This is a genomic window from Streptomyces sp. NPDC051133 (assembly GCF_040682635.1).
Taxonomy (GTDB): Bacteria; Actinomycetota; Actinomycetes; order Streptomycetales; family Streptomycetaceae; genus Streptomyces.
On record NZ_JBFBBK010000001.1, the window covers coordinates 360,255 to 384,158 of the forward strand.

At 73.0% G+C, this 23,904-nt stretch carries 21 protein-coding genes and 2 pseudogenes; 10 read left to right on the forward strand and 13 right to left on the reverse strand.

Going from position 1 to position 23,904, the window contains the following annotated elements; all coding sequences use genetic code 11:
• Positions 1-512: 512 nt before the first annotated feature.
• A pseudogene (locus tag AB0N17_RS01640) lies at positions 513-656 on the forward strand (LPXTG cell wall anchor domain-containing protein); the annotation flags it as partial.
• Between the two features lie 141 nt (positions 657-797).
• On the opposite strand, the gene AB0N17_RS01645 reads toward AB0N17_RS01640, so the two are convergent.
• Both AB0N17_RS01645 and AB0N17_RS01650 read right to left on the reverse strand, forming a co-directional pair.
• On the reverse strand, positions 798-1,562 hold the full coding sequence (locus AB0N17_RS01645) for a DUF4239 domain-containing protein (RefSeq protein ID WP_366009035.1): 765 nt from the start codon (positions 1,560-1,562) through the stop codon (positions 798-800).
• 31 nt (positions 1,563-1,593) lie between these two features.
• Positions 1,594-1,722 (reverse strand): hypothetical protein, encoded by a 129-nt coding sequence (locus AB0N17_RS01650; protein WP_366009036.1) that lies wholly within the window; start codon positions 1,720-1,722, stop codon positions 1,594-1,596.
• Positions 1,723-2,463: 741 nt separating this feature from the next.
• On the opposite strand from AB0N17_RS01650, the gene AB0N17_RS01655 reads away from it, so the two are divergent.
• The 3 genes from AB0N17_RS01655 to AB0N17_RS01665 all read left to right on the forward strand — a co-directional run bounded on the left by AB0N17_RS01655 (position 2,464) and on the right by AB0N17_RS01665 (position 6,643).
• Complete coding sequence (locus AB0N17_RS01655) at positions 2,464-3,429, forward strand: SCO0930 family lipoprotein (protein WP_366009037.1); 966 nt, start codon at positions 2,464-2,466, stop codon at positions 3,427-3,429.
• 260 nt (positions 3,430-3,689) lie between these two features.
• A complete protein-coding gene (locus AB0N17_RS01660; protein ID WP_366009038.1) occupies positions 3,690-4,502 on the forward strand; it encodes an SAM-dependent methyltransferase in 813 nt (270 codons plus the stop codon).
• Positions 4,499-6,643 carry an EAL domain-containing protein gene (locus AB0N17_RS01665; RefSeq protein ID WP_366009039.1) on the forward strand — a complete coding sequence of 715 codons (2,145 nt, stop codon included), beginning with the start codon at positions 4,499-4,501 and terminating at the stop codon, positions 6,641-6,643. Before AB0N17_RS01660 ends, AB0N17_RS01665 begins: the two co-directional genes overlap by 4 nt.
• Before the next feature lie 12 nt (positions 6,644-6,655).
• Here AB0N17_RS01665 and AB0N17_RS01670 read toward each other — a convergent pair.
• The 3 genes and pseudogenes from AB0N17_RS01670 to AB0N17_RS01680 form a co-directional block, all read right to left on the reverse strand.
• Positions 6,656-7,894, reverse strand: a pseudogene (locus AB0N17_RS01670) (MFS transporter); the annotation flags it as partial.
• A gap of 74 nt (positions 7,895-7,968) precedes the next feature.
• The gene (locus AB0N17_RS01675) at positions 7,969-8,427 is read right to left on the reverse strand and encodes a MarR family transcriptional regulator (RefSeq protein WP_366009040.1); all 459 of its coding nucleotides are present in this window, start codon (positions 8,425-8,427) and stop codon (positions 7,969-7,971) included.
• A 49-nt stretch (positions 8,428-8,476) separates the two neighbouring features.
• Positions 8,477-9,361: a LysR substrate-binding domain-containing protein gene (locus AB0N17_RS01680; protein WP_366009041.1), complete on the reverse strand. Its 885-nt coding sequence runs from the start codon at positions 9,359-9,361 to the stop codon at positions 8,477-8,479.
• A 120-nt stretch (positions 9,362-9,481) separates the two neighbouring features.
• Between AB0N17_RS01680 and AB0N17_RS01685 the strand changes: the two genes are divergently transcribed.
• The 5 genes from AB0N17_RS01685 to AB0N17_RS01705 all read left to right on the forward strand — a co-directional run bounded on the left by AB0N17_RS01685 (position 9,482) and on the right by AB0N17_RS01705 (position 14,633).
• Positions 9,482-10,153, forward strand: coding sequence for a succinate dehydrogenase (locus tag AB0N17_RS01685; RefSeq protein ID WP_366009154.1), 672 nt, complete (start codon positions 9,482-9,484; stop codon positions 10,151-10,153).
• A 1-nt stretch (position 10,154) separates the two neighbouring features.
• Positions 10,155-12,104, forward strand: coding sequence for a fumarate reductase/succinate dehydrogenase flavoprotein subunit (locus tag AB0N17_RS01690; protein ID WP_366009042.1), 1,950 nt, complete (start codon positions 10,155-10,157; stop codon positions 12,102-12,104).
• On the forward strand, positions 12,101-12,850 hold the full coding sequence (locus AB0N17_RS01695; RefSeq protein ID WP_366009043.1) for a succinate dehydrogenase/fumarate reductase iron-sulfur subunit: 750 nt from the start codon (positions 12,101-12,103) through the stop codon (positions 12,848-12,850). Before AB0N17_RS01690 ends, AB0N17_RS01695 begins: the two co-directional genes overlap by 4 nt.
• A gap of 146 nt (positions 12,851-12,996) precedes the next feature.
• Positions 12,997-13,767, forward strand: coding sequence for a GNAT family N-acyltransferase (locus tag AB0N17_RS01700; RefSeq protein ID WP_366009044.1), 771 nt, complete (start codon positions 12,997-12,999; stop codon positions 13,765-13,767).
• On the forward strand, positions 13,767-14,633 hold the full coding sequence (locus AB0N17_RS01705) for a lysophospholipid acyltransferase family protein (RefSeq protein ID WP_366009045.1): 867 nt from the start codon (positions 13,767-13,769) through the stop codon (positions 14,631-14,633). The genes AB0N17_RS01700 and AB0N17_RS01705 overlap by 1 nt, the downstream gene beginning before the upstream one ends.
• A gap of 75 nt (positions 14,634-14,708) precedes the next feature.
• Here AB0N17_RS01705 and AB0N17_RS01710 read toward each other — a convergent pair whose 3' ends face one another.
• The 3 genes from AB0N17_RS01710 to AB0N17_RS01720 all read right to left on the reverse strand — a co-directional run bounded on the left by AB0N17_RS01710 (position 14,709) and on the right by AB0N17_RS01720 (position 18,350).
• Positions 14,709-17,048, reverse strand: coding sequence for an excinuclease ABC subunit UvrA (locus AB0N17_RS01710; RefSeq protein ID WP_366009046.1), 2,340 nt, complete (start codon positions 17,046-17,048; stop codon positions 14,709-14,711).
• Between the two features lie 27 nt (positions 17,049-17,075).
• Positions 17,076-17,270 carry an antitoxin gene (locus tag AB0N17_RS01715; protein ID WP_366009047.1) on the reverse strand — a complete coding sequence of 65 codons (195 nt, stop codon included), beginning with the start codon at positions 17,268-17,270 and terminating at the stop codon, positions 17,076-17,078.
• A 75-nt stretch (positions 17,271-17,345) separates the two neighbouring features.
• Positions 17,346-18,350: an LLM class flavin-dependent oxidoreductase gene (locus tag AB0N17_RS01720; RefSeq protein ID WP_366009048.1), complete on the reverse strand. Its 1,005-nt coding sequence runs from the start codon at positions 18,348-18,350 to the stop codon at positions 17,346-17,348.
• 115 nt (positions 18,351-18,465) lie between these two features.
• Between AB0N17_RS01720 and AB0N17_RS01725 the strand changes: the two genes are divergently transcribed.
• A complete protein-coding gene (locus AB0N17_RS01725) occupies positions 18,466-18,957 on the forward strand; it encodes a hypothetical protein (RefSeq protein ID WP_366009049.1) in 492 nt (163 codons plus the stop codon).
• Positions 18,958-18,987: 30 nt separating this feature from the next.
• Here the strand turns inward: AB0N17_RS01725 and AB0N17_RS01730 are convergent, their stop codons facing one another.
• The 5 genes from AB0N17_RS01730 to egtA all read right to left on the reverse strand — a co-directional run bounded on the left by AB0N17_RS01730 (position 18,988) and on the right by egtA (position 23,752).
• Entirely contained in the window at positions 18,988-19,203 is a 216-nt protein-coding gene (locus AB0N17_RS01730) for a dodecin (protein ID WP_366009050.1), read from the reverse strand.
• A gap of 100 nt (positions 19,204-19,303) precedes the next feature.
• Positions 19,304-20,266, reverse strand: coding sequence for an L-histidine N(alpha)-methyltransferase (egtD, locus tag AB0N17_RS01735; RefSeq protein ID WP_366009051.1), 963 nt, complete (start codon positions 20,264-20,266; stop codon positions 19,304-19,306).
• On the reverse strand, positions 20,263-21,042 hold the full coding sequence (egtC, locus tag AB0N17_RS01740) for an ergothioneine biosynthesis protein EgtC (RefSeq protein ID WP_366009052.1): 780 nt from the start codon (positions 21,040-21,042) through the stop codon (positions 20,263-20,265). The genes egtD and egtC overlap by 4 nt, the downstream gene beginning before the upstream one ends.
• Positions 21,042-22,406: an ergothioneine biosynthesis protein EgtB gene (gene egtB, locus AB0N17_RS01745; protein WP_366009053.1), complete on the reverse strand. Its 1,365-nt coding sequence runs from the start codon at positions 22,404-22,406 to the stop codon at positions 21,042-21,044. Before egtB ends, egtC begins: the two co-directional genes overlap by 1 nt.
• Positions 22,403-23,752 carry an ergothioneine biosynthesis glutamate--cysteine ligase EgtA gene (gene egtA, locus AB0N17_RS01750; protein WP_366009054.1) on the reverse strand — a complete coding sequence of 450 codons (1,350 nt, stop codon included), beginning with the start codon at positions 23,750-23,752 and terminating at the stop codon, positions 22,403-22,405. Before egtA ends, egtB begins: the two co-directional genes overlap by 4 nt.
• Positions 23,753-23,904 lie beyond the last annotated feature (152 nt).

Genomic DNA, 23,904 nt, shown 5'->3' on the forward strand with positions numbered 1-23,904 from the left:
GGCTCGCCACCGCGGCCGCCGTCGCCGACGGCCTGGACAACGGCGGCGGGCCGTCCGTCTCCGACGCGGCGGAAGCCGTCGCCTTCGCCGGCACGGGCACCGGCGTCGGCGGCACAGGCATCAGAGGTACCGGCGTCCGGGCGTACGGTGCCGCAGGCACCGGTGTGGCAGGGGTGGGCGTCGGCGGCTTCGACGGCGTCGGCCACGTCGACAAGACGGTCAGCGGAGACGAGCGCTCGAACTCCGAGGACCGCGCCGACCACTTCGGCAACGGCCCTGGCGACGACTCCGGTGGCCGGGGCGGGGACTTCGGCCGCGCGCGTGACGGTGACGACCGCGGGGGAGACTCCGGTGCCGGGCGGGGCGACGGGTCCGCCGGTCGCGGGGCGGGCCTCGGCGGCGGTGACGACTTCGGCCGCGCGCGTGACGGCAGCGGTCCTGGCGACGACTCCGGCGGCCGGGGCGACGGCTTCCTGCGCGACGTCGTCGCCATGCCGCGCGTGCTCCCCGCCGGCGGGGTCCGGGGCGGTGCCGGAGGCGGCAGCACCACCGGCGCCACGACGGCCGACCTGGCCGTCGGCGGCGGACTGGTGGCCTCCAGCGTCATCGCCGGCGGTGTGTTCTGGCTGCGCCGCCGGCACGAGAAGCGGATCTGACGGCCCCACGGCCGACCGGCCCCGCCGGCACGGTGCACGCCGGCACGGCGCACGCCGGCAGGCCGCCGCCCCGGTCCCTCGCGGGAGCCGGGGCGACAGGCCTTCCGCGCGGCAGCGGCGGCGGCGCGACCGCGGCCGGGACTATCCGGCGACCGACGGGAACAGGCTCAGGAACGGGTCCGCCCCCACCGCGATGCCCCGGCTGAAGGGGGCGTCGAAGTCCCAGATGAGGAACAGCATGAACGCGATGGTCGCGGAGAACAGCCCGGCCAGGATCAACTCGCGTGCGGTGCGCCGGATCTGCAGCGCGAACACCATGCCGATGGTGACCAGCGCCCCGGTGAGCAGCCCCCACCACACCACCGGCGGCATGGTGGCCCCCGTCGAGCCGGCGCGCGCGTTGCGGGCCTGGTCGGCGGCGGCCATCTGGTCCAGCAGCGGCTGGTAGGCCTGCGCCTCGAAGTCGTTCTTCGGCCGGTAGTCGGTGACGTCCTCGCGGACCTTCTGCAGCAGCGCGGTGCCGCGGTCGGTGACCTGCTCGTGGTCCGCCATCGTCTTCCACTCGGTGTGCACGACATAGGTGACGTAGGCGTCGACGTCGTCCCGGATCCGGTCACGGACGTCCGGCGGGTAGACCCGCACGCGCTGCGAGATCTCGTGCAGCGCCTGGGCCTCCGACTGCACATGGTCCTGGGCGGAGCCACGGGCCTCCCACACGCCCGCGATGGCGAGCCCCAGGACGATGGCGTACACGACGCCGATCCACATGGTCATGTACTCGATGACGTCCGGCGTCTCGCTGGGATCCTCGTCCTCGGGAGCCCTCTTGTGCCGTACGACGGTGACGACGACCACCACGGCACAGGCCCCCAGCATCGCGAGGACGAGAACAAGCCAATCCGACAACAGGTGCCTCCAGAGGTGAGCGGCCGGCGCGTCAGCGCGGGCGCAGGGCCGCGACGGCGACGATCGCGGGCACGGTGATCAGCAGGACGTAGATGACCGGCGTGGTGCGGCCGGGGGCGTGATGGGCGGCGGGGTGCGGGTGGTACGCCGGGTAGCTCACCGGGGTCACCGAGGGCCGCGGCCTGGGCTTCGGTGACGGTTCGGGCGCGGGCGGCGGGGGCGGTGGCGGCGGCGGGGGCGTCGGCCGGGGGGCCGGCGGGGCCGGGGCGGGCCGCACGGGGGGTTTCGGCTTGGGAGCGGGCGGGGGGACCGGCCGCGGCTTCGGGGCCGGCTTCGGTTTCGGCGGAGGCGGTGGCTCGGGCGGCGGGGGTGGCGTCGGAGTCGGAGTCGGGGTGGGCGGGCACGGCGGCGGCTCGGGACAGCCCGGGGGAGCCGGCCAGTGGTGGCCGCCGGCGTAGGCCAGCGCCACCGTGCCGTCCGGGCCCGTCGAGGCGTATGCGCAGGCGTCGGCCGACGCGCTGCCGACCGGGCAGCCCACCAGGGTCCAGGTCAGCGTCAGCAGGGCCAACGCCCGTGCGACGGGGACGCGTCGGGTCACTTCGGGTCCATGCACGACGGAGAGCATGGGCGGCGACACGCGGTCGTACGCCGCAGTGCGGCCGGATTGCTCCTAAGGAAGGACATCCGGTGGTTCATGGTTTGACACGCCGAAACATGCGGATGGGTGGGCAATCATGCGGATGTGCGGGATGCGAGGAGCCGCGCGCGTCACAGCGTCCGGAAAGAAATTCCCGAAGAACTTCCCGCCCCGTTGAACGCTCCCGCCCCTGCGCTCCGTACCCATGACCGTGCGGCGGCACAGCAGGCGCTGCAATATCCAGGCGATGATGGGGAGTTGACGATGAAGACCACCTGGCGGACCGCCTCACTGGTGGCCACGGCCGCCGCGGTGCTGACGCTGACGACGGCGTGCGGTCAGGACAACGGCGGCAGCTCGGCGGCCGGGGCCCAGAACGTCGGGGCCACCACGGCGGCCGGTGACTACGGCAACCCGGGCTCCGGGCCCGCGACCGGCGCGGCCAACGGCTACGGCGCCGACGGGAACAAGAGCTCCGCCTCCCCGGCCCAGGTCGCCCCCGCGGGCAAGCTGACGGTGGCCGCCAACCCAGAATTCGGCAACGTGCTGACCGACGGCTCCGGCCTCACCCTTTACCGGTTCGACAAGGACACCGCCAACCCGCCGGCCTCGAACTGCTCCGGCACCTGCGCCACCACCTGGCCGCCGGTGCCCGCGAACGACGCCACCGCCGGGGCCGGGGTCGACAAGTCCCAGCTCGGCGAGGTGACCCGGCCCGACGGCACCAAGCAGCTGACCATCGGCGGCTGGCCCGCCTACCGCTACGTCAAGGACGCGAAGGCCGGTGACGTCAACGGCCAGGGGGTGAACGGCACCTGGTTCGCGCTCGCCCCCAACGGCAAGAAGGCCAAACTGTCCGACCTGCCCGGTCTGTCCGTCCGTAAGGACGCCAAGCTCGGTGACGTCGTCGTCGACAAGAACGGCATGACGGTCTACCGCTTCCTGAAGGACAAGGCCTGGCCGAAGTCCGTCTCGAACTGCACCGGGGCGTGCCTGCAGAAGTGGCCCGCCGTCGCCCCGGTCAAGACCGAGGACACCCAGGGCGTCAAGAAGAAGGGACTGATGGGCTTCACCCGTCCCGACGGAGTGAAGCAGATGACGGTCAACTGCTGGCCGATCTACACCTTCTCCGGGGACAAGGCCCCCGGGGACACCAACGGTCAGGGCGTGGGCGGCACCTGGTACGCCGTCTCGCCCGACGGCAAGCCGGTCGGCGCGCCGGGCAACTAGATCACCTCCCCAGGGTCGATCGCCCCGCCCGACCCGGCGCGCGACCGAAGGCCCGCCCCCTCCGCACCGCACGGAGGGGGCGGGCCGTTCTCGTGTGCGCGCCGCCGTGACGCAGCGGGGCCGTGCGTGCGCTTGCCGCAGGCAGTGACCGGGAACGGACGGTCAATTTCCGGTTCGGGTCGCTCCTTTGGCGGGCGATCAGTAGCCTCAGCTCGAACACCGGATCGCCTACGCCAGAAGTCCACGCCTTGGAGAGATACATGGAGCGTCCCGCCTGGGCCCCACGCAGCATCGACATCACGGTGCCGAGCGTCTCGCGGATCTACGACTACTACCTGGGCGGTTCGCACAACTTCGAGGTCGACCGGGCGGCGGCCCGCAAGGCGATGGAGTACATGCCGGGCCTGCCGAAGACCATGCAGGCCAACCGGGCGTTCCTGCGCCGGGCCGTGCGCTTCGCGGCCGAGCAGGGCATCACCCAGTTCCTCGACGTCGGCTCCGGCATCCCGACCTTCGGCAACGTCCACGAGGTGGCGCAGGCGTCCGTACCCGGCGCCCGCGTCGTCTACGTCGACCACGACCCGGTGGCCGTCGCGCACAGCGAGGCGGTGCTGGCGGGCAACGAGGCGGCCGACGTGGTCGCCGCCGACCTGCTCAAGCCCCACGACATCCTCGGAAGTCCTCAAGTGGAGCGGCTGATCGACCTGAATCGGCCAGTGGCGCTGCTCCTCGTTGCCATACTGCACTTCGTGGAAGACACGGACGACCCGTACGGCGCGGTGGCCGAGCTGCGCGACGCGCTCGCGCCCGGCAGCCTGCTGATCCTCACCCATGCCTCGTACGAGGGAATCCCGGTGCCGCCCGAGCGGGCCGAGGGTGCGGTGGACGTATACAGGGACATTCGCAACCCGCTGATCATGCGGTCGCGCGACGAGATCGCGCGGTTCTTCGAGGGGTACGACATGGTGGAACCCGGACTGGTGCCGATGCCGCTCTGGCGGCCGGAGTCGGCGCCGGAGGACGAGGATCCGTTCGCCTTCTCCGGGTTCGCCGGCGTGGGGCGCACGGCGTGACCGCGGAGCCGGACGGCCCGGAGGACAGACTGCGCCGGCTGACGACGATCTGGGGCCGGGCGGTGTTCCCCGTGACCTCCACGTCGCTCACCCGCGCCGAGTTCGAGGAACGACTGCTGCCGCTCGCACGCCGGCTGAGCGAGCTGCTGCGGGCCCGCAGCTTCGACGCGGACGACGCGAAGGCGGTCGGTGCCGCCCTGGTGGCGGCGCACTGCACCGACCCCGAGGCGCTCACCCGCACCCTGGACTGCGTCGACGCCTATCTGGTCCTGTACTGCGGCGAGGACGGCCCGCAGGACGAACTGCGGCTGCGCTCCTCGCGGTTGCAGCACGCGATGGCCGCCGGTTACGCGCAGGCGCTGCGCGCCCGCACCCTCGCCGAGCAGGAGGCCATCGCCCAGGCCGCGTTGCGCGCCCAGGGCGTGGTCGCCCAGGCGCTGCACGCCAGCGAGGCCCGGTTCCGCGCCGTCTTCGAGGGCGCCGCGATAGGGATCGGCATCGCGGACCTGGAGGGCAACGTGCTGCAGGTCAACGAGGCCCTGCTGCGCATGTTCGGGCTCTCGGAGCAGTCGCTGCGCGGACGCCGCGTCCAGGACTGGGTGCATCCCGAGGACGCCCCGCACACCTGGAAGCTCTACGACGAGCTGGTGCGCGGCGCGCGCGAGCACTACCACATGGAGAAGGCCTTCAACCGGCCCGACGGAACGGTCCTGTGGACCAACCTGACGGTCTCCCTGCTGCGCGACGCCGACGGCGACCCCCAGTACCAGCTCGCCCTCATGGAGGACACCACCGAGCGGCGGCTGCTCAACCTCCGGCTGCGCTACGAGGCCACGCACGACGCGCTCACCGGCCTGCCCAACCGCACGCTGTTCTTCGAACGCCTGGAGAAGGTCCTGGCCGCGGGCGAGGGCCAGCGCTTCGGGCTGTGCTACCTCGACCTGGACGGCTTCAAGACCGTCAACGACAGCCTCGGGCACGCGGCGGGCGACCGGCTGCTGGTGGAGGTCGCCGACCGGCTGCAGTCCTGCGCGACCGCGCCGGGCGAGATGGTGGCCCGGCTCGGCGGCGACGAGTTCGTGGCGCTGACCACCGGGCCCGGCACCGAGCGCAAGGTGGACGAACTCGCCGAGCGCATCATGGGCGCGCTGGTGACACCGATCAGCATCGACGGCCGCGACCTCATGGTGCGCGGCAGCCTCGGCATCGTGGAGGGCCCGGCCGCCGAGCGCACCGCCGCGGAGGTCCTGCGCAGCGCGGACATCACCATGTACCGGGCCAAGTCGGCGGGCGGCAACCGCTCCGAACTCGCCGACCCCGAGGCCGACGCCCTCGCCATCACCCGGCACGGGCTCACCACGGCCCTTCCGACGGCCCTGGAGCGCGGCGAGTTCTTCATCGAGTACCAGCCGCTCGTCCACCTCGGCGACGGCAGCGTGCGCGGCGCCGAGGCCCTGGTCCGCTGGCTGCATCCGCAGCACGGCGTCCTCGGCCCCGACCGCTTCATCCCGCTCGCCGAGCACACCGGGCTGATCGTGCCGCTGGGCCGCTGGGTGCTGGAGGAATCCGTCCGCCAGGCCCGTGCCTGGCGGGAGCGGCACGGCGAGGAGGCGGCCGCCGGACCGCTGCGGATCAACGTCAACCTGTCCCCGTGCCAGCTCAGTCACCCGGGTCTGGTCCAGGACACGGTCGACATCCTCGAACGCACGGGCGTCACCCCGGACGCCCTGTGCCTGGAGGTGACCGAGTCCGCGCTGATCGGCGCCGACGACGATCTCCTCAAGCCGCTGCGCCGGCTGGCCGAGATGGGCGTCGACATCGCCCTGGACGACTTCGGCACCGGATACTCCAACCTCGCCAACCTGCGCCGCCTGCCGGTGAGCATCCTCAAGCTGGACCGCTCCTTCACCCGGGGCATGCAGCAGTTCCCGGCCGATCCCGTCGACCTGAAGATCGTCGAGGGGATCGTCTCCCTCGCCCACAGCCTGGACCTCGCGGTCACCGTGGAGGGCGTCGAAACCGGCGCCCAGGCCGAGCAGTTGCGGATACTGGGCTGCGACACGGCCCAGGGCTGGTACTACGCCCGGCCGGGGCCGCCGGAACGGCTGCACGACCTGGTGCTGGTCGACGCCACGGGGTGAGGGGACGCCTCACCCGCTGACCACCGGCGCCGAGGGCTCCCCTTCCGGCACCGTGCCCACGGAAGGCCTCAGATGCGCCTCGGCCCGGCGGAGCAGCCCGTGGCCGCCGGCCAGGACCGGGATCGCGAGGACGAACGTGGCGGCACCGACGTAGAACGGCACGCTCAGATCCGTCGCGTCGGCGAGCTTGCCCGCGACGTACGGCGCCAGGCCGCCGCCGATGAAGCGCAGGAAGCCGTAGGCGGAGGAGGCCACGGGGCGCTCGACGGGGGAGACCAGCATGACGGCCTGGGTGGTGAGCGTGTTGTTGATGCCGATGAAGGCGCCGCTGACGATGACGGCGACGATGACCACGGTGGGCGTCTTCACCCCGGCGGCGATGACGGCCATCACGACGCCGAGGCCGAGCAGGTTGGCGTAGAGCACGGGAGCGGTGCCGTAGCGGGCCTGCAGGCGCGGGGCGAAGAACACGCTGAACGCGGCCACCAGCAGACCCCAGCCGGTGAACACCAGCCCCAGCTGGTGCGCGCTCAGTTCCATCGGGTAGGGCGCGTACCCGAGCATGGTGAAGAAGCCCCAGTTGTACAGCAGCGCCATGATGCCCATGGTCAGCAGGCCGCGGTGGCGCAGTGCGCGGAGCGGGGCGAGGGGTGAGGTGGGCCGGGCCGGTTTCGGCAGCGACGGCACGAAGGCCAGGGTCGCCACCAGGGCTATCGCCATGAGCACCGCCACGCCGAAGAACGGGCCGCGCCAGCTGATGGCCCCCAACTCCCCGCCGAGCAGCGGCCCCACGGCGATGCCGAGGCCGAGAGCGGTCTCGTACAGGATGATCGCGCCGGCGAACCCGCCGCTGGCCGAGGCCACGATGACGGCCAGGGAGGTGGCGATGAACAGTGCGTTGCCCAGGCCCCAGCCGGCCCGGAAGCCGACGATGCCGTTGATCGAGCCGGAGGCGCCGGCGAGGGCGGCGAAGACGACGATGACGGCCAGACCGATCACCAGGGTGCGCTTGGCGCCGAGCCGGCTGGAGACCCAGCCGACGATCAGCATGGCCACGGCGGTCACGATCAGGTAGCTGCTGAACAGCAGCGAGACCTGGCTGGGGGAGGCGTGCAGGCTCGTCGCCAGGGCGGGCAGGATCGGGTCGACCAGACCGATGCCCATGAACGAGATCACGCAGGCGAACGCGACGGCCCAGACGGCCTTCGGCTGCTTGAAGGGGCTCGCGGCCCGTTCGTGCGAAGCACTCATGTGCGGCTTTCTCCCGGATGGTTGAGGGAGGTGCGGGGGTGCGGGTACGGGATGCAGGTACGGGGGTGGTGGCGTCAGGCGTCGGCGGGGCGTTCCCGGATCGCGCGGGCCAGGGCGGGCAGGGCGAGCCGTACGGCCTCCTGCTCGCGTCCGCTCAGCCGCTCGACGACCTCCAGCAGGGCCTGGGTGCGTTCGGCCCGGCGTTGCCGGAAGACCTCGAGGCCGGTGTCGGTGGCCGCCACCAGGACACCCCGGCCGTCGCGGCTGTCGGCGGTGCGCCGGACCAGGCCCGCCCGCTCCATGCGGGTGACGAGCTGGGTCATGTTCGGCTGCGAGACGCCCTGGCTGCGGGCCAGGTCGGTCAGCCGGTGCGGGCCCTCGCGGCCGAGACGGCTGAGCACCGACGAGGCCGCGCTGCTGAGGCCCCCCGTCGTGGCGCTGCGCCGCACGTGGAGCACCAGCTGCTCCACCGCGATCATCAGCTCTTCCGGTGACGCCCCGGCGTCGGCCGCTTCCATAACCGGCTTATGCATAAGCGCATTATGCGGATAGGTGTGCCATGAAACAAGGTGCCGGAGCGAACTATCGCTCGAGCAGCATCCGCTGCAACTCCCGCGCCGCCCGCGGCGGCGCCACGTCGCTGCGGTGGGCCAGCGCGATCGTCCGGTGCAGTCCGGGCCGGGCCAGCGGCGTCACCCGCAGGCCCCGCCCGGACCGGGTCGCGACCATCCGCGGGACGACGGCCACCCCCAGCCCCGCCCGTACGAAGCCGAGCACCGCGTCCATCTCGCCGCCCTCCACGGCGAAGTCCGGCTCGAACCCCTCGGCGCGGCACGCGGCCACGGTCAGCTCACGCAGGTCGTAGCCGTGCCGGAACATCACCAAGCGCTCGCCCTCCAGATCGGCGATGCGCACCACCCGCCCGCCCCGCCCGGGCGCCGGCGCCTCCGGTGACGACACCACCACCAGATCCTCGCGCAGCAGCTCCACCGTCGTCAGTGCCGGGGACGGCGTCGGCAGCGGCAGCACGACCAGGGCCAGGTCCAGCGCGCCCCGGGCCAGCCCCCGCACCAGGTCGTGCGAGCCGCCCTCCTCGATCAGCAGCCGGATGCCGGGGTAGCGGTCGTGGAAGGCGCGCAGCACGTCGGGCAGCAGTCCGGTGCACAGGCTCGGTGTCGCCCCGAGCCGTACCCGGCCCCGGCGCAGCTGCACCAGTTCCTGCACCTCGTAGCGGGCCGTGTCCGCGTCCGCCAGGATCCGCCGGGCCAGCGGCAGCAGCGCCTCGCCCGCGTCGGTGAGCGTGATGTTGCCCCGGGCGCGCAGGAACAGATCCGCGCCCAGCTCCCGCTCCAGCGCCTTGATCTGCTGCGACAGTGACGGCTGGGCGACATGGACCAGATCGGCGGCCCGCGTGAAGTGCCGGGTCTCGGCGACGGCGACGAAGTACTGGAGCTGCTGGAACTGCATGCAGGAAGAATAGCCAGTGCCTATGGAAACGAGCTGGACCATGTCTTGGACCGATCGGGTGCTCCGGTCCTAGCGTGCTGTTCCATGGCTCTGGCAACGCGGACGGACCGACGGCCGTCCATGGCGCGCACGATGTGGGACTCCACCGTCGGCAAGAAGACGGTGATGGCCGTCAGCGGCCTGATCATGCTGCTCTACCTGGTGGCGCACATGATCGGGAACCTGAAGATCTACTTCGGGGCGGGCGAGTTCAACCACTACGCCCACTGGCTGCGCACCGTCGGCGAACCCTTCATGCACTACGAGTGGACGCTCTGGCTCATCCGGATCGTCCTGGTCGCCGCCGTGGTCGCCCACGCCACCTGCGCCTACCAGCTCAGCCGCCGGGACATCAGGGCCCGGCCCAGCAAGTACGTGCACGCGAGGCCGCGGGCGAGCTACGCCACCCGCACCATGCGCTGGGGCGGGATCATCCTCGGCCTGTTCATCGTCTGGCACCTCCTGGACCTGACCACCGGCACCGTGCACTCCGGCGGCTTCCAGGAGGGGCACCCGTACCAGAACGTGGTCGACACCTTCTCCACCTGGTACGGCGACGTCATCTACATCGTCGCGATGCTCGCGCTCGGCCTGCACATCCGGCACGGCTTCTGGAGCGCGGCGCAGACCCTCGGCGTCGGCAGCCGCGCCCGCGACCGCGCCCTGAAGACCGTCGCCAACGTCCTCGCGCTGCTGCTCACGGCCGGCTTCGTCGCCGTACCCGTGGGCGTCATGACCGGAGTGGTGAGCTGACATGACCGACTACGTGAACTACGCGACCGGCGAACCGGTCACCGACGCCAAGGCCCCGTCCGGCCCGGTCCACGAGCGCTGGGACAAGCGCCGCTTCGAGGCCAAGCTGGTCAACCCCGCCAACCGGCGCAAGCACACGGTCATCGTCGTCGGCACCGGCCTCGCGGGCGGCTCCGCGGGCGCCACCCTGGCCGAACAGGGCTACCACGTGGTCCAGTTCTGCTACCAGGACTCCCCGCGCCGCGCCCACTCCATCGCCGCGCAAGGAGGCATCAACGCGGCGAAGAACTACCGCAACGACGGCGACTCGGTCCACCGGCTGTTCTACGACACCGTCAAGGGCGGCGACTTCCGCGCCCGCGAGTCCAACGTGCACCGGCTCGCGCAGATCTCCGTCGAGATCATCGACCAGTGCGTGGCCCAGGGCGTGCCGTTCGCCCGCGAGTACGGCGGTCTGCTCGACACCCGCTCCTTCGGCGGTGTCCAGGTCTCCCGCACCTTCTACGCCCGCGGCCAGACGGGCCAGCAGCTGCTGCTCGGCGCCTACCAGGCCCTCAGCAGGCAGATCGCCGCCGGCAACGTGGAGATGCACCCGCGCACCGAGATGCTGGACCTGATCGTCGTCGACGGACGGGCCCGCGGCATCGTGGCCCGGGACCTGGTCACCGGCAGGATCGACACCTACTTCGCGGACGCCGTCGTGCTCGCCTCCGGCGGCTACGGCAACGTCTTCTACCTGTCGACCAATGCCATGAACTCCAACGCGACCGCCGTCTGGCGGGCGCACCGGCGCGGCGCGTACTTCGCCAACCCCTGCTTCACGCAGATCCACCCGACCTGCATCCCGCGCACCGGCGACCACCAGTCCAAGCTGACGCTGATGAGCGAGTCGCTGCGCAACGACGGCCGGATCTGGGTGCCCAAGGCCAAGGGCGACGACCGGCCGCCGCACCAGATCCCCGAGGACGAGCGCGACTACTACCTGGAGCGCATCTACCCGTCCTTCGGCAACCTGGTCCCGCGCGACATCGCCTCCCGCGCCGCGAAGAACGTCTGCGACGAGGGCAGGGGAGTGGGCCCCGGCGGCCAGGGCGTGTACCTGGACTTCGCGGACGCGATCGAGCGCATGGGGCGGGAGGCCGTCGAGGCCAAGTACGGCAACCTCTTCGACATGTACCAGCGGATCACCGACGAGGACCCGTACCAGGTGCCGATGCGGATCTACCCGGCCGTGCACTACACGATGGGCGGACTCTGGGTCGACTACGACCTGCAGACCACCGTCCCCGGCCTGTTCGCGATCGGCGAAGCCAACTTCTCCGACCACGGCGCCAACCGCCTGGGCGCCTCGGCGCTGATGCAGGGCCTGGCCGACGGCTACTTCGTCCTCCCGGCCACCATCAACGACTACCTGGCCCGCAACCCGCACCAGGAGCCCGTCACCGCCGGACACCCCGTGGTGCGGGAGGTACTGGCCGAGACCGAGGACCGGCTGAACCTGCTGCTGTCCGTCGACGGCGACCGCACCCCCGACTCCTTCCACCGCGAACTCGGCGAGCTGATGTGGGAGTTGTGCGGCATGGCCCGCACGGACTCCGGGCTGCGCAAGGCCCTGGAGCGCATCCCCGAGATCCGCGCCGAGTTCTGGCGGCGGATCAAGGTGCCCGGCACCGGCGAGGAGTTCAACCAGTCGCTGGAGAAGGCCAACCGGATCGTCGACTACCTGGAGCTCGCCGAGCTGATGTGCCTCGACGCGCTGCACCGCGCCGAGTCCTGCGGCGGTCACTTCCGCGAGGAGTCCCAGACCCCCGACGGCGAGGCCGCCCGCAGGGACGACGAGTTCGGCTACGCGGCGGCCTGGGAGTTCACCGGTACGGGCTCCGCGCCCGTCCTGCACAAGGAAGACCTGGTCTTCGAGTACGTCCACCCCACCCAGCGGAGCTACGCATGAAGCTCACCCTGCGCGTCTGGCGGCAGAAGAACGCCGGCGCCGACGGAGCGATGTCCACGTACGAGGTGGACGGAATCTCGTCCGACATGTCCTTCCTGGAGATGCTGGACGTCCTCAACGAACAGCTCATCCTCGCCGGCGAGGACCCCGTCGCCTTCGACCACGACTGCCGCGAGGGCATCTGCGGCGCGTGCTCGCTCGTCATCAACGGCGACGCGCACGGGCCGGAGCGGACCACCACCTGCCAGCTGCACATGCGGTCCTTCCAGGACGGCGACACGATCGACATCGAGCCGTGGCGGGCCGCCGCCTTCCCGGTGATCAAGGACCTGGTGGTCGACCGGTCCGCGTTCGACCGGATCATCCAGGCCGGCGGCTACGTCACCGCGCCGACCGGGTCCGCGCCGGAGGCCCACGCCACGCCGGTGCCGAAGGCGGACGCCGACTTCGCGTTCGAGCACGCGGAGTGCATCGGATGCGGGGCCTGCGTGGCCGCGTGCCCGAACGGCGCGGCGATGCTGTTCACCTCCGCCAAGGTCAACCACCTCAATGTGCTGCCGCAGGGCGCGCCCGAGCGGGAGACGCGGGTGCTGGACATGGTGGCGCAGATGGACGCCGAGGGCTTCGGCGGCTGCACCCTGACCGGCGAGTGCGCCACCGCCTGCCCCAAGGGCATTCCGCTGGTCTCCATCACGGGCATGAACAAGGAATGGCTGCGGGCCACCCGCAAGGCGGGGAAGAGGTAGCGCCCACCGCCGTTCAACAACACCACACCCACTCTCCTGGCACCGGTCACGCGCAGGCCAACCGGCATCGGAAGAACAGGAGCGGCGGGCCGTACGCACCGGCCCGCCGCCCCGTCGCCGAACCGGCCCGTGACCAGGAGAGAGCCATGACCGGCGTTTCCACCCTCGATCGTCCCCCGCAGCCCGCGGCGCCCACCCGCTACACCGTCGCCCTCGCCCGCGACGAGGACGACGTGCGCGCCGCGCAGCGGCTGCGGCACGACGTCTTCGCCGGAGAGATGGGCGCCCTGCTGGCCGGCCCGCAGCCGGGCCTCGACGTCGACGCCTTCGACGCGTACTGCGACCACCTGCTCGTCCGCGACACCGTGACCGGGCAGGTCGTCGGCACCTACCGGCTGCTGCCGCCCGAGCGGGCCGCCGTCGCCGGCCGGCTCTACTCCGAGGGCGAGTTCGAGCTGGGCGCGCTGGACGGGATCCGGCCGGGTCTGGTCGAGGTCGGCCGCTCCTGTGTGCACCCCGACCACCGGGACGGCGCGGTCATCGGGCTGATCTGGGCCGGGATAGCGCGCTACATGGTCGACCGCGGGCACGAGTGGCTGGCGGGCTGCTGCTCGGTACCGCTCGCCGACGGCGGCGCCCTCGCGACGGCCACCTGGGAGCGGGTCCGCGCCAAGCACCTGGCCCCCGAGGAGTTCCGGGTACGGCCGCTGCTGCCGTGGCCGCCGAACGCCGAGGCCCCCGCCGGGCGCACCGAGCTCCCCGCCCTGCTGCGCGGCTACCTCCGCCTCGGCGCCTGGGTGTGCGGCGAGCCCGCGCACGACCCGGACTTCGGGGTCGCCGACCTGTACGTGCTGCTGTCGATGCGCCGGGTGAACCCGCGCTACCTGCGGCACTTCCTCTCCCTCGTGCCGGCCTGATGAGCGTCTGGCTGCCCAGCGCGCCCTGCACCCCGGGCGCCTGTGTGGAGCGGGACCGGGCCGCGGCGGCCGTACCCCGGGCCGTGCTGCGGCTGACCGCGGTCGCGGCCCTGGTGCTGGCCGGGATCGCGCTGTCCCCGCTCGGCGGGAGGATCCCCGCCGAGTGGGTCGGGCGGTGGTGCCGGGCGATCGTGCGGGCCATCGGGGTCCGGGTGCGCGTCACCGGTGCCGTGGCACCGGCCGGCGGGCTGCTGCTGGTCGCCAACCACGTCTCCTGGCTGGACATCCCGCTGCTGACCGCCGTACGGCCCGCCCGGATGCTCGCCAAGACCGAGGTGCGGCAGTGGCCGGTGGCCGGCCCGCTGGCCGCCCGCGGCGGAGCCCTGTTCATCGAGCGGGACCGGATCCGCGCCCTGCCCGAGACGGTCGCCCGGATCGCCGGGGCCCTGCGCGAGGGCGCCGCCGTGACCGCCTTCCCCGAGGGCAGCACCTGGTGCGGCCGGGCCCACGGCCGCTTCCACCGGGCGGTCTTCCAGGCCGCGCTGGACGCGGGCGTGCCCGTGCAGCCGGTCGGCCTGCGCTACCGGCAGACCGACGGCGGCCCCGGCACGTCGGCGGCGTTCGTCGGCGAGGACACCCTGCTGGCCTCCCTGTGGCGGGTGGCCCGCACCCGGGGCCTCGTCGCCGAGGTGGACATACGGCCACCGATCCCGCCGGGCACCCACCCCGACCGCCGCGCCCTGGCCCGGGCGGCCCAGCCGACCGCCGCCGCACCGGCCTGGACCCACACCACCCTGCTCACCGACCACCCGGTCCCTCAGCGCACCACGAGGCCCGACCTGCCCGCGGAGCCCCACCGGGCCTGACACGGGTCGCACGGAGCGATCACCCGCGGCCGGGCACCGCGTCGGCGGCGGCTCGGCGAGGGCGGGGCAAGGGCGTCAGCTCAGGGCGCGGGACAGATAGGGCGCCGTCGCGCTCTCCGGGTCCCCCGCCACCCGCTCCGGCGGACCCGCAGCCACGATACGGCCGCCTCGGTCGCCGCCGCCCGGACCCAGGTCGATCACCCAGTCCGCGCCCGCGACCACCGTCATGTCGTGCTCCACCACCACGACCGTGTGACCCGCGTCCACCAGCCCGTGCAGCCGTTCCATCAGCACCTCCACATCGGCGGGGTGCAGTCCGGTCGTCGGCTCGTCCAGCAGGTACAGGGTGTGACCGCGCCGGCCGCGCTGCAGCTCGCTCGCCAGTTTGATCCGCTGCGCCTCGCCGCCGGACAGCTCGGTCGCGGGCTGGCCGAGCCGCAGATAGCCGAGCCCGACGTCGAGCAGCGTGCCCAGGCTGCGGGCGGCGGCCGGGATGTCCGCGAAGAACTCCGCCGCGGCCTCCACGGTCAGGTCGAGGACCTCGGCGACGGTCCGGCCCCGGTAGGTCACCTCCAGCGTCTCGGGGTTGTAGCGGGCGCCGGCGCAGTCCGGGCAGGGCGCGTAGGTGCTCGGCAGGAACAGCAGCTCGACGCTGACGAACCCCTCGCCCTGGCAGGTCTCGCAGCGCCCTCCCGCCACGTTGAAGGAGAACCGCCCGACGCCGTACCCGCGCGAGCGTGCCTCGTCCGTCCCGGCGAACACCTTGCGGACGACGTCGAACAGGCCGGTGTAGGTGGCCAGGTTGGAGCGCGGGGTGCGCCCGATGGGCCGCTGGTCGACCCGGAGCAGCCGCCGCACCCCCTCCAGGTCCTCCGTCAACTCCCCGACGAGCGTGGACTTCCCCGACCCGGAGACCCCGGTGACCGCGGTGAACGCGCCGAGCGGGAACCCGGCGGTCACCCCGCGCAGGTTGTGCCGGGTCACCGGGCCGACCGTCAGCCAGCCGCGCGGCTCGCGCAGGGCGCGCGCGGGCCCCGGCGCCTCGTCGAAGAGGAAGGCCGCCGTCGCCGACTCCCGCACCGACGCCAGCTCGGCCGGCGGCCCGCTGTAGAGCACCCGCCCGCCGTGCTCACCCGCGCCGGGCCCGACGTCCACCAGCCAGTCGGCGCCGCGGACCACCTCCAGATGGTGCTCCACCACGAACACCGAGTTCCCCGCGGCCTTCAGCCGCTCCAGCACGGTCAGCAGGGCCGCGGTGTCCGCCGGGTGCAGACCGGCGGACGGCTCGTCCAGCACGTACACCACACCGAACAGCCCGGACCGCAACTGCGTGGCCAGCCGCAGCCGTTGCAGCTCGCCCGCCGACAGGGTCGGGGTCGAGCGGTCCAGGCTCAGATAGCCGAGGCCCAGCTCGACCACCGGGGCGATCCGGGACTTCAGGTCCTCGGTGAGCACCCGCGCGGTCTCGGTGCCGCCGCCGAGCAGTCCGGCGAGGTCGGTCAGCGGCAGCGCGGCCAGCTCGGCGATGGTCCGGCCGCCGAAGGTCACCGCGAGCGCCTCGGGCCGCAGCCGGCTGCCCCCGCACACCGGGCAGGGCGCGCTCGTCAGGAACCGCTCCGCCTTCGCGCGCAGGGTGGCCGACTTGGTGTCCGAGAAGGTCTTCAGCACATACCGCCGGGCGCTCATGTACGTGCCCTGGTACGGCCGTTGGATGCGGTCGGCGTCCCGCACCGGGTGCACGGTCACGACGGGCTGCTCGTCCGTGAACAGGATCCACCGCCGCTCGGACCCGGGCAGCTCCCGCCAGGGCCGGTCCACGTCGTGGCCCAGCGCGTCCAGGATGTCGCGCAGGTTCTTGCCCTGCCAGGCGCCCGGCCAGGCGGCGATCGCGCCCTCGCGGATCGACAGCGAGGGGTCCGGGACCAGCAACTCCTCGGTGGTCTCGTGCACATGGCCCAGACCGTGGCACCCGGGGCAGGCCCCGGCGGCCGTGTTCGGCGAGAACGCGTCGGAATCGAGCCGCTCGGCGCCCGGCGGATACTCCCCGGCACGCGAGAAGAGCATGCGCAGGGAGTTGGAGAGATTGGTGACCGTCCCGACCGAGGAGCGGGAGGTGGGGGACGAACGGCGCTGCTGCAGGGAGACGGCCGGCGGCAGCCCGCTGATCTCACCGACCTGCGGCGCCCCGACCTGGTGGATCAGCCTGCGCGCGTACGGCGCGACCGACTCGAAGTACCGCCGCTGGGCCTCGGCGTAGATCGTGCCGAACGCCAGGGACGACTTTCCCGAGCCGGACACGCCGGTGAACACGGCCAGCACGTCCCGCGGGATGTCCACGTCGACGCCCTTGAGGTTGTGCTCACGGGCACCGCGCACACGGACGAAGGAGTCGTACGGGTCGTGAGGGCTCGGCATCGGGGGAACTCTATCCGCCCCCGAGCGCTACGACGGCGGAGGGTTGCCCCGGTCCTGCCGGGTGCCGAACTCGTCCCTCAGCTTGTCCTGCCCGGTGTCGACCTGTGACTTGTACTTGTCGCCGGTGCGCTGGTCGACGTAGTCACCGCCCTTGTCGATGCCCTTGTCGGCCATGTCCTCATGGCCCTTGAGCATGCCCTTGATCTTGTCCATGAAGGACATGGCAGCCCTCCTCGTCGCTTGAGGCTTCCTCTCCCAGGGTCACCGGCCCCGGCCGGGTCCGCATCTCGGGGCCGGTCAGCGGGGCGCGAACAGTGCGGCGAGCCGCCGGAAGGAGTCCCGCAGCGCGGCACGGTCGTAACCGCTGGTGGTGACGAGGACCTCGGCGGCCTCCGTCTCCTTCAGCACGCTCTCCAGCCCGTGCGCGACCTGCTCCCCGGTGCCGGCGAGGTGACCGTCGAGCCCCGCCGCGTAGAAGCCGCGCTCCTTCGCGGTCATCGCGCGGGCCTCGATCTCCTCGGCCGGAGCGAGCGGCGGGAAGGTGCCGTGAGTGCGCGCGTACGCCATCGACCAGGCCTCCGGCACCAGCAGCCGGCGCGCCTCGGCCTCGGTGCCGGCGACCGCGACCGACCCGGAGATCACGACGTAGGGCTGCGCCGCCCAGCGGGAGGGCCGGAACAGGGAACGGTACTGGTCGATGCCGCGCAGCATCTTCTCCCGGTCGCGCAGGTCTCCGATGACCATGGGCAGCCCGGCCCGCGCCGCGATCCGCGCGCCCTCGCCCATGGCCAGCACGAACGGCGGCACCCGCAGTCCTTCCGCCGGGCGGGCGTGCACCCCGGTCGGCGAGCTGCCCGTGAACCACTCCAGCAGCTCGCCGAGCTGCGCCGCGAAGTCCTCGGCGTCGCCCTTGTCCCGGCCGAGCGCCCTGCGTACCCCGTCCGTGAAGCCCACGGAACGCCCGAGCCCCATGTCGATCCGCCCGGGGAACAGGGACTCCAGCACCCCGAACTGCTCGGCCACGACGAGGGGCCGGTGGTTGGGCAGCATGACTCCGCCGGTGCCGACCCGGATCGTGGTGGTGGCCGAGGCGACCGCCGCGGCGAGCACGGTCGGAGCGGACCCGGCGACCCCGGGCACTCCGTGGTGCTCGGACACCCAGAAGCGGTGGTAGCCGAGCGCCTCCGCCTCCCGCGCCAGCGCGACGGTGTCCCGCAGCGCCTGGGCGGGAGGGTGTGCCTCGCGGGTGCGGGAACGGTCGAGGACGGAGAACCGGGTCCGGGCGATCACTGAGCTGCTCACAGGAGGGTTCAACGCCGTGCCGGGCCCGGGATTCCCGCCGTCACGGCGCGTCGTCCCGCGATGACCCGGCGCACGGATGGGGGCGCGGGTGTGCCGCCCTGGCTAGGGTGGGCGGGTGACCGACAGCGACAAGCGCCCGCTCGCCGTGTTCGACCTGGACAACACCCTCGCCGACACCGCCCACCGCCAGCACTTCCTGCAGGAGCGGCCGCGGGCCTGGGACGCGTTCTTCGCCGCCGCGCCCGCGGACCCGCCGCTCGCGGAGGGGGTGGCCATGGCCGTGGAGAGCGCCGGCGCGTGCGAGGTCGTCTATCTGACGGGCCGTCCCGAGCGGTGCCGCCGCGACACGCTGGACTGGCTCGCCGCCCACGGGCTGCCCGAGGGCCGGGTGCACATGCGGGGCAACGCCGACCGCAGGCCCGCCCGGTTCACCAAGCTGGAGACCCTGCGCCGGCTCGCCCGCACGCGGGAGGTGCGGTTCCTCGTCGACGACGACGAGCTGGTGTGCGACGACGCCGAGCGCGCCGGCTTCACCGTCGTACGCGCCCGCTGGGCCGCGAAGTCGGCCGCGCTGGAGGACGCGCAGGAGCGGGAGGGCCGGACCTGACGGCCGGGCGGGCGGTCGGTCCCCGGCCCCTCAGTCCCCGTCCTCGAGGCGGAAGCCCACTTTGAGGCCCACCTGCCAGTGCTCGATCTCGCCGTTCGCGAGCTGGCCCCGGACCTGCGTGACCTCGAACCAGTCCAGATTGCGCAAGGTTTGGCCGGCGCGGGCGATGCCGTTGCGGATGGCCTGGTCGACGCCCTCGCGAGAGCTGCCGACGATCTCGGTCACCCGGTAGGTGTGATTCGACATGACTCCACGGTGCCGCATCCCCGCCCGGCCCGCACGGCGGCCGGGATCCGCGCAGGCTCCCGGACACCGCCGAGGAGCTCACCCGCGGACCCCGGCCGGGTCACCGCGCCACGCTCAGGGACAGCGCGAAGCGGCCCTGCACGTCCGTCCACCAGTGGGTCAGCTCCAGTCCGACGGAGGCGAGTTCCGCGCCCACCCCCTCCTTGCGGAACTTCGCCGACACCTCGGTGCGCAGCTCCTCGCCCGCCGCGAAGTCCACGGCCAGGTTCAGCGCGGGCACCTTCACGGTCTGCGCGGTACGCGAGCGCAGCCGCATCTCGATCCACTCCCGCTCGGCGTCCCACACGGCCACATGGTCGAAGGCGTCGGGGTCGAAGTCGGCGCCCAGTTCACGGTCGACGACGGACAGCACGTTCTTGTTGAACGCGGCCGTGACCCCGGCCGCGTCGTCGTACGCCCGGACCAGCACCTGCTCGTCCTTGACCAGGTCGGTGCCGAGCAGCAGCCCGTCGCCCGGGGCGAGCAGGGACCGCGCGGAGGCCAGGAAGTCCGCGCGCTCGGCGGGCAGCAGGTTGCCGATGGTGCCGCCGAGGAAGGCCAGCAGCCGGGGCCCGGGCGTGGCGGGCAGGGCCAGCGGCGCCGTGAAGTCGGCGATCAGCGCGTGCACGTCGAGGTCCGGGCGGGCCTCGATGAGCGCCTCACCGGCCTGGACCAGGGCGCTCTCGCTGACGTCGACGGGGACGTAGGCGGCGAGCGAGGGCAGGGCGTCGATCAGGTAGCGGGTCTTCTCCGAGGAGCCCGAGCCCAGCTCGATCAGCGTACGGGCCCCGCTCGCGGCGGCGATCTCGCCGGACCGGGCGGCGAGGATCTCCCGCTCGGCGCGCGTGGGGTAGTACTCGGGCAGCTCGGTGATCTGCTCGAACAGCTCGCTGCCGCGGGCGTCGTAGAACCACTTCGGCGGCAGCCACTTGGGGTCGGCGGTCAGGCCGCTTTGGACGTCGGCGCGCAGGGCGGCGTCCGTGGCGTCCTCGGGAAGGGTGCGGGTGACGTGCAGGGGACTCAACGGCAGGGCTCCTTCGGAATCGAGTTCGCCGGATCCTCCAGCGGGGCGAGCAGCACGCCGGCGCGGCTCGCGGTGAGCAGGGTGCGGTCGGGGACCTCCTGCCAGAGCGGGTCGTCGTCGTACGGTTCGGAGGCGACGACCGTGCTCCGGCCCGGTTCGGTGCGGTACCACAGGCTGTCGCCCCAGGCGGTGGCGGCGATCGTGGCGCCGTCGGTGAGCAGCAGGTTCAGCCGGGAGGCGGGGGCCGCCTCGGCGACCTGGCGGACCGTCTCGCCGAGGGCGAGCCCCATCTCGTCGCCGTGGCGCAGCCGGTGCAGCGCCAGGGCCCAGACGAACGCCGAGTCCGTGCGGGCCTGCAGCGACAGCAGGTCGACCGGGGGCAGCGCGGGCACCAGGGGCGCGGCCGAGTCCGGCCAGCCCGCGACGGCGCCGTTGTGGCTGAACAGCCACCGCCCGGCCGCGAAGGGCGCCGCGGCGGCCTCGGCGTCCGCGCCGGCGAGCGTCGCGTCCCGTACGGCCGCGAGCACGGCCCCGGAGCGCACCACCCGGGCCAGGTCGGTGAACGACAGGTCCGCCCAGATCGGCCCGGCCCTTCGGTAGCGGGCCGGGACCGGGTCGTCACCGGCGTACCAGCCCACGCCGAAGCCGTCGGCGTTGACCGTCCCGTGCCGCTGCCGCCGGGGCGCCCACGCCTGGCGGAACAGACTGTGCGGGGGCTCCGTCAGCAGCCGGCCCAGCGGCTCCTGCGGGCCCAGATAGGCCAGGTGACGGCACATCAGACGGCCTCCGAGCGGGCGGTGCGGAAGCCGGAGAAGATCTGCCGGCGGATCGGGTAGTCCCAGTTGCGGAACGTGCCCCGGCAGGCCACCGGGTCCACGGCGAAGGAACCGCCGCGCAGCACCTTGCACTCCGGGCCGAAGAACACCTCCGAGTACTCCTTGTACGGAAACGCCTGGAAACCGGGGTACGGCAGGAAGTCGCTCGCCGTCCACTCCCACACGTCGCCGATCAACTGCCTCACGCCCAGCGGGGATTCGCCGGCGGGGTAGCTGCCGGCCGGGGCGGGCCGCAGATGCCGCTGGCCCAGGTTGGCGTGCTCGGGCCCGGGGTCGGCGTCACCCCACGGGTAGCGCCGGGAGCGGCCGGTGGCCGGGTCATGGCGGGCGGCCTTCTCCCACTCCGTCTCGGTGGGCAGCCGGCGCCCGGCCCAGCGGGCGTAGGCGTCGGCCTCGTACCAGCTGACGTGGAGCACCGGCTCGTTGGGCGGGACCGCCTCCGTGGTCCCGAAGCGGCGCCTGAGCCACTGGCCGCCGTCCCGGCGCCAGAACAGCGGCGCCGTGACGGAGTGCTGCCGGATGTGCGCCCAGCCCCGCGGGGCCCACCAGCGCTCGGTGGTGTAGCCGCCGTCCTCGATGAACGCCTGGTACGCCGCGTTCGTCACCGGGGTGGTGTCGATCCAGAACGGGGCCACCTCCCGCGGGTGCGCCGGGCGTTCGTTGTCCAGCGCCCACGGCTCGGCGGAGGTGCCCATCGTGAACGGCCCGCCCGGGACGAGGACTTCGGCGGGACCCGGGAACAGCGGGACCGGCTCGGGGTCGGGCGCGGTCAGGGCCTGCGGGCCCTTCCTGAGCTGATGGGTGATCAGCATGGTCTCGTCGTGCTGCTGTTCGTGCTGCGCGATCATCCCGAAGGCGAATCCGGCCTCGGTCAGCCGGGTGCCGTGGAAGTCCGCCGACTCCAGCAGGTCCAGCGCCCGGCCGCGCACCTCGGCCGCGTAGCCACGGGCCTCCCCGGGCGACAGCAGCGGCAGCGAGGGGCGCTCGGCACGCGGGTGCTCGAAGGCGTCGTACAGGCTGTCGATCTCGGGCCGCATCGCCTCACGGCCGCCGACCGCGCGCAGCAGCCACAGCTCCTCCTGGTTGCCGATGTGCGCGAGGTCCCACACCAGCGGGGACATCAGCGGGGAGTGCTGGGCGGTGAGGTCCGGGTCCTCGACGCAGCTCGTCAGCAGGGTGGTCCGGTCCCGGGCCGCGGTGAGCGAGGCCAGCGCGCGCTCCCGCAGGCTCTCGGCGTCGGGCCCGGCGGCCGGGGCGGGGGTCGTCTCTGAGGCCGTGGTGCGGGTGGTCTCGGGGGCGGTCATGTGCGGATGTCCTTCCTCCCGTGGGCGGTGAACGTGCCCCCGGTGGGGCCGGGTCCGGACCGGGACAGGTGCGTGTCGCGGAGTCGGTCCAGCAGGTCGTCGGCCGGGCAGCGGCCACGGGCGACATAGCGGTGCAGATAGGCGGCCACGGCGTCCGTCACCTCGGTGGTGGCGCCGATCCGTGGCAGGGCCTCCAGCGCCGCCGTGAAACAGCCGGTGGCCGCCTCGCGCAGCTCCGGATCGGCGAGCCCGTACCGGGCCGCGTCGGTCCACAGCGGGTTGTGCGGGGCGGGCAGGTTCAACGCCCGCTCGGCCAGCGGCTTGACGATCCGGTACGCCCGCTCGGCGGCCTCCGGGTCGTCGAACAGCGCCGCCGTCACCGCGAGCGGCACGATCCAGCCGTCGTCGCCGGGCTGCGCGTCGATCATCCGCAGCTCCAGGTGACCGCGCGGCCGCACCGGCGGGAACAGGGTGGTCAGGTGATAGTCCAGGTCCGCCCGGGTCGGAGCCCTGGGCACCCGGGTACGGGTCCACTCCCGGAAGGTGAGCCCGTCGGGCACCTCCCACGGCTCGCCGTCCCGGCGGACGCACATCACCGGGGAGTCCAGCACATGCCGTGCCCAGGCCTGCCGGGGCGCACCGTCCAGCGGGGGAGCGCCCGCGCGGCCCGCTCCGATCTCCAGCCACATCAGCTGCCGCGTGGAGACCCAGCCCGTGGGCTCCTGGCCGATCAGCGGGGAGTTGGCGAACGCGGCCACCAGGACCGCGCCCAGCTGGTACGCCAGCCACCAGCGCCGTACGTGTCCGAGCGGCCCCGGCTCCTCGTGACCGGCGTCGACGCACACCTGGACGGAGGCCGAGGCGCACATCATGTGCCGCCCCGCCGGACCGGTGCGGTCCAGGCAGGCCTCCATGGCGTCGTAGCGCGGCTCGTGCAGGAACCGGCGGGGCGCGTGCCAGGGGTCGTGACCGATGCCGACCAGGCCGAGCCCGTCCTCGGCGAGGACGGCCCGGACGGTGTCCAGGTCGGCGGAGACGGTGGTGATGCACTCCATCAGGGAGGCGGCGGGCGGCGAGCTGAGCTCCAGCTGGCCGCCGGGTTCGACGGTGAGCGCCGAGCCCAGGGGTACGGCCCGCAGCGAGGCGTAGGCCGCTTCGAGACGTTCGGGTGTCACGGGGAGCTGCGGCATCCGCAGCTCGTGGACGAGCCACTCCAGTTCGACACCGAGAGCGCGGGGTGGCCCGGTCTTGAAGCAGATGCCCCTCACAAGGGCCTCCACCTCGGCTTCGTGGACGGCGGTGCGGTTCCTCGTACAGTCGCCGCCGTCGCTCTGTGAATCGGACATGTCGGGATCCTCCTGAGGTTCCACCATGTCACCGGCCCGGATTTCGGTGGGCCGGGCAGGCACACGGGTCCTACCCAAGACCCTCGGGCCGGTTCGCACAAGAGTGCCCCTCGGGACGTTCCGGATCGGTCATCTCCGTTTCCGTGTGTGTT

Excerpts from the sequence above, each read along its gene's own strand:
- AB0N17_RS01675 (WP_366009040.1), bottom strand. The coding sequence starts at position 8,427 with ATGCATAAGCCGGTTATGGAAGCGGCCGACGCCGGGGCGTCACCGGAA.
- AB0N17_RS01655 (WP_366009037.1), top strand. The coding sequence starts at position 2,464 with ATGAAGACCACCTGGCGGACCGCCTCACTGGTGGCCACGGCCGCCGCG.
- AB0N17_RS01695 (WP_366009043.1), top strand. The coding sequence starts at position 12,101 with ATGAAGCTCACCCTGCGCGTCTGGCGGCAGAAGAACGCCGGCGCCGAC.
- egtA (WP_366009054.1), bottom strand. The coding sequence starts at position 23,752 with ATGTCCGATTCACAGAGCGACGGCGGCGACTGTACGAGGAACCGCACC.
- AB0N17_RS01705 (WP_366009045.1), top strand. The coding sequence starts at position 13,767 with ATGAGCGTCTGGCTGCCCAGCGCGCCCTGCACCCCGGGCGCCTGTGTG.
- egtC (WP_366009052.1), bottom strand. The coding sequence starts at position 21,042 with ATGTGCCGTCACCTGGCCTATCTGGGCCCGCAGGAGCCGCTGGGCCGG.
- egtB (WP_366009053.1), bottom strand. The coding sequence starts at position 22,406 with ATGACCGCCCCCGAGACCACCCGCACCACGGCCTCAGAGACGACCCCC.
- AB0N17_RS01660 (WP_366009038.1), top strand. The coding sequence starts at position 3,690 with ATGGAGCGTCCCGCCTGGGCCCCACGCAGCATCGACATCACGGTGCCG.
- AB0N17_RS01730 (WP_366009050.1), bottom strand. The coding sequence starts at position 19,203 with ATGTCGAATCACACCTACCGGGTGACCGAGATCGTCGGCAGCTCTCGC.
- AB0N17_RS01690 (WP_366009042.1), top strand. The coding sequence starts at position 10,155 with ATGACCGACTACGTGAACTACGCGACCGGCGAACCGGTCACCGACGCC.
- AB0N17_RS01680 (WP_366009041.1), bottom strand. The coding sequence starts at position 9,361 with ATGCAGTTCCAGCAGCTCCAGTACTTCGTCGCCGTCGCCGAGACCCGG.
- AB0N17_RS01715 (WP_366009047.1), bottom strand. The coding sequence starts at position 17,270 with ATGTCCTTCATGGACAAGATCAAGGGCATGCTCAAGGGCCATGAGGAC.
- AB0N17_RS01710 (WP_366009046.1), bottom strand. The coding sequence starts at position 17,048 with ATGCCGAGCCCTCACGACCCGTACGACTCCTTCGTCCGTGTGCGCGGT.
- AB0N17_RS01700 (WP_366009044.1), top strand. The coding sequence starts at position 12,997 with ATGACCGGCGTTTCCACCCTCGATCGTCCCCCGCAGCCCGCGGCGCCC.
- AB0N17_RS01685 (WP_366009154.1), top strand. The coding sequence starts at position 9,482 with ATGGCGCGCACGATGTGGGACTCCACCGTCGGCAAGAAGACGGTGATG.